General features: G+C 63.1%; 3 protein-coding genes. All 3 read right to left on the reverse strand.

Annotated elements, in window-relative coordinates:
* Positions 1-211: 211 nt before the first annotated feature.
* On the reverse strand, positions 212-1,663 hold the full coding sequence (locus tag GXY33_22855; GenBank protein ID NLX07992.1) for a glycoside hydrolase family 5 protein: 1,452 nt from the start codon (positions 1,661-1,663) through the stop codon (positions 212-214).
* A 33-nt stretch (positions 1,664-1,696) separates the two neighbouring features.
* Positions 1,697-2,485: a DUF1559 domain-containing protein gene (locus GXY33_22860; protein ID NLX07993.1), complete on the reverse strand. Its 789-nt coding sequence runs from the start codon at positions 2,483-2,485 to the stop codon at positions 1,697-1,699.
* Positions 2,486-2,525: 40 nt separating this feature from the next.
* The coding region (locus GXY33_22865) for a LacI family transcriptional regulator (protein ID NLX07994.1) at positions 2,526-3,368 on the reverse strand (843 nt) is incomplete at its 5' end.

Genomic DNA, 3,368 nt, shown 5'->3' on the forward strand with positions numbered 1-3,368 from the left:
CCGCAGCGGCTGCCGGAGTGGATGGTGTAGAAAAAAGCGGGCAATTTGACAAGCGGTAGAGCAGTGAAACCGCGCCCGTAACGCCTCGCCGCGTGCCTTCCGTCTACAGGCGGGAAGCAGGACGGCCGCCCGTACCGCTACGATCGCGACCATTGCGAGCAAACCGATCCACGTCAAACCGTGATTTCCGCCCTCGGGAGCTGGGTTCGACTCACCGGAGGTTCAGCACGATCAGCGTGGGCATCGGTCCGGCTTCGATCTCCGGAGTTATCGCCTGTCCGCCCGCGAAATCCAACTCGATCGCCTGGCGGAGGTCTTTGTCCTCCGCGGCGGTCAGGTTGTATCGGCAGGCTGACTCCACCTGATCCGAGGACAGCGGCGAGATGTTGACCTTCAACGGCACCTCGACGAAGTCTTCGGGGCTGATCGCCCGCCAGGCCTCATAGTAGTTCCCGCCGATCCGCTGCCGCGACTGGAGTATGTGGCCGTCGAACGCTTCGACCGGGTTCCAGAGGGCGATGATCAGCACGTTCGGATCACGCTTGAGATACGCGCGAACGGGGATCGTCACGTTCGGATCGCCCAGCTTGTCCGGCAGGTCGGCCAGACTGACCGTGTAGCCGTCGTTGACCATCTCCTTGGGATTGGCGTTCAGCAGCGAGGCCAGATTGCGCATCACGTGACCCATCGGCCTGATCCGAGAACCCGGTCCGCCCTCGTACAAGGAGTAGTTGCTCTCGCCCGACATGTCCTTGTACCAGACGCTCACTTCGACCCCGAGGCTGATTTCCTCGAGGTAGTGTCTGGCCAGATACGCCGCCTGCTCGGCCTCCGTGTAGACGAGATTCCGCCAACTTTCCCACGGCTTCGGCGACAGAAACGGAACTTGAGCGTACCCGCGTTCCGAGTCCACCACGATCACATTCACACCCGGCGGTGAATGCTTGCGGATCAATTCGCGCAGCCATCCCACGTCCTCCCTCAATCCGCTCTCAGCCTTTATATCCGCCCGGTGATACCCGTGAAATGTGATCGCGTTGATCGTTCCGTCCGCCAGCAGGCCGGCCGACATGCACCGGCTGAGAAAATCGCGATCCATCCACGCGCACGAGCACGCTCCGACGACGACCTCGCGATCGACCTCCCGAATTGCCTTTGCCGCCGCACGCGCCAGCTTGGTGTAACGCTGCGGGTCGTTCACCTTGCCCACCGCGAAGCACTCGGGCTCATTGCCCAGTTCCCATATCTTCACCTTGCCCTTGAGGTGATTCGCCGCCGCTTGCGCGAAACTCGCGTAGCCCTCGACGGCGACGGCGAAATCCTCATCCGATTCCGGGTTCGGATAGAGGTCGCCGCAGTAGTAGTGCCACGCCAGCAGCCCCAGGACGTTGATCCCGTTCGAACGGTAGTGCTCCACCTTTTCCTCAAACGCGGCGAAGTCGTAGTGCCCCCGCTGGCCCGTCTCCGTCCCCGCCCACGAGAAGTCAAGTCTCACCCAGTTTGCCCCCAACGCCGCCAGGTCCTTCCCGTTGCCCAACGTATGCACTTGGACTCCGAATGACCGCTCGCCGGGAAAGAAGACCTCGCCCTCCGGTGGGGCGGCGACTATGGACGCCGAGGTGAGGATCAGGATCACAGCCATTCCAGCCGTCGTTTGCGTCAAGATGGACCTCCTTAGAGCTGATTCGTTATCAGGTCATCGGCGTTCGAATCGCCGCGGATAGGCGTCGGCGTATCCGCAGGCCTGGCTGAAGATCGGCCAGATGTTGGCGTTGTCGGCCCAGAGATTTGACCATGTGCCCGTCTCAGTCCAGAACGGCGGAATGAGCGAGATCGGACACCAGATCACTTCGCCTCCGATGCCGCCGACGTTATAGCCCCGCTCCGGCGCATACTCGCCGTGCCAGGACCGCATCGGGCCCAGGCCGGTGGTCGTCGCCCAGGGACCGTCGGCCAGGATCGCTCCGAAATAGGTGATCGGGTAGTACTGGTACTGGTTCCCATGGCGGGCGTGGTCGCCGTCGTGGCCCTCGGCGTACATGTAGTAACTGGAGACGATGTTCACGTCGTCCGGATCGACCACCCAGCCGCCGTCGCCGCCGGGCGCAAAGCTGAAGTTGCGCCACCGGCGATCGTAGTCGTCCGCAACGGGCGAATGGTCGGGATCGGACGGACAGACCACCAGCTTCAGGCCGGAAGCATGGCGGGTGTAAAAGTAATGGGCGAGATTCATCCGAAAAATGGGCGACTGGCCCTGGACGATCCGGGGCTCCCAGCCGTGAGAGCCGGAGGCCACCCAATCGTCATGGTCGCCCGCATAGCTGTTGATCGCGATCAGCAGTTGACGCTGGTTGTTGCCGCAAACCGTACGCCGTGCCGCCTCTCGGGCCTGTGTGAGAGCCGGCAACAGCATCGCCACCAGCACCGCGACGATCGCGACCACCACCAGCAGCTCGATCAACGTGAAACCATGTCTTCGGCTCATGTCAGTTCTCCAGTGATGCCTACCTGAACCACCCGATCGCTCAGGCGGAATCCCGAACGATGAATTCGACCGGCAAATGGATGTTGACCGGCGGCTTCAGCCGGCCCGCGATCAACTGGTGCAGCAGCTTGGCCCCTTCGTACCCGATCTGCTGTCGCGGCTGGCGGATCGTGGTCAACGCGGGCCGAAGAAACCTCGCCAGCGGCAGATCGTCGAACCCGACCACCGCCAGATCGCGGCCGACGCTCAGACCCCGCGCCGCGACCGCCTCGTACAGTCCCGCGGCGATGTAGTCGTTGAGGCAGATGACGCTCATCGGCGGCCCGGCGGACTGCAGCAGGGCCTCAGCCAGCGGTGCGGCAACGGTGGGCTTGCGATCCATCGGCCAGAACGTCGGATCGCTCTCGCGGATGTCGCGGATAATCGAGTGGCTCCTGACCAGCCCGCCGAATCCCGCATCGGCCATCGCCCGGCAATAGCCCAGATGGCGGTTCTGCTGAACCTCGTGTTCGAGCGCCGTACTCAGGAAATGCACCGGACGGTGGTGTTTTTCGATCAGATAGCGCGTGGCTTGATAGACTCCGGCGGCGTTGTCGACCTCGACCGACGAGGCCCGCCCCGCGCTGACCTGGCGATCGATGCAGACCACCGGAAAACCATGTTCGACGAGCCGATCGAGGGCTTGGACGTAATCATCGCTGGCGTACGGAAGGACCAGCACGCCGTCGACCGGATGGTCGCGGATTTCATCCAGAACGCGAAGGGCCTGATCGTGCCCTTGCGACGACAGGAACATCTGGAACGCCAGATCGTTCTCCGCCGCGTAACGCTTGACCCCTTCGCGGATATCGACCAGATGCACGTCCGGCTCAGCCGCCCACAC

It is taken from the genome of Phycisphaerae bacterium, from assembly GCA_012729815.1.
GTDB lineage: Bacteria > Planctomycetota > Phycisphaerae > JAAYCJ01 > JAAYCJ01 > JAAYCJ01.

Coding starts and splice junctions, on each gene's coding strand:
- GXY33_22860 (NLX07993.1), bottom strand. CDS start 2,485: ATGAGCCGAAGACATGGTTTCACGTTGATCGAGCTGCTGGTGGTGGTC.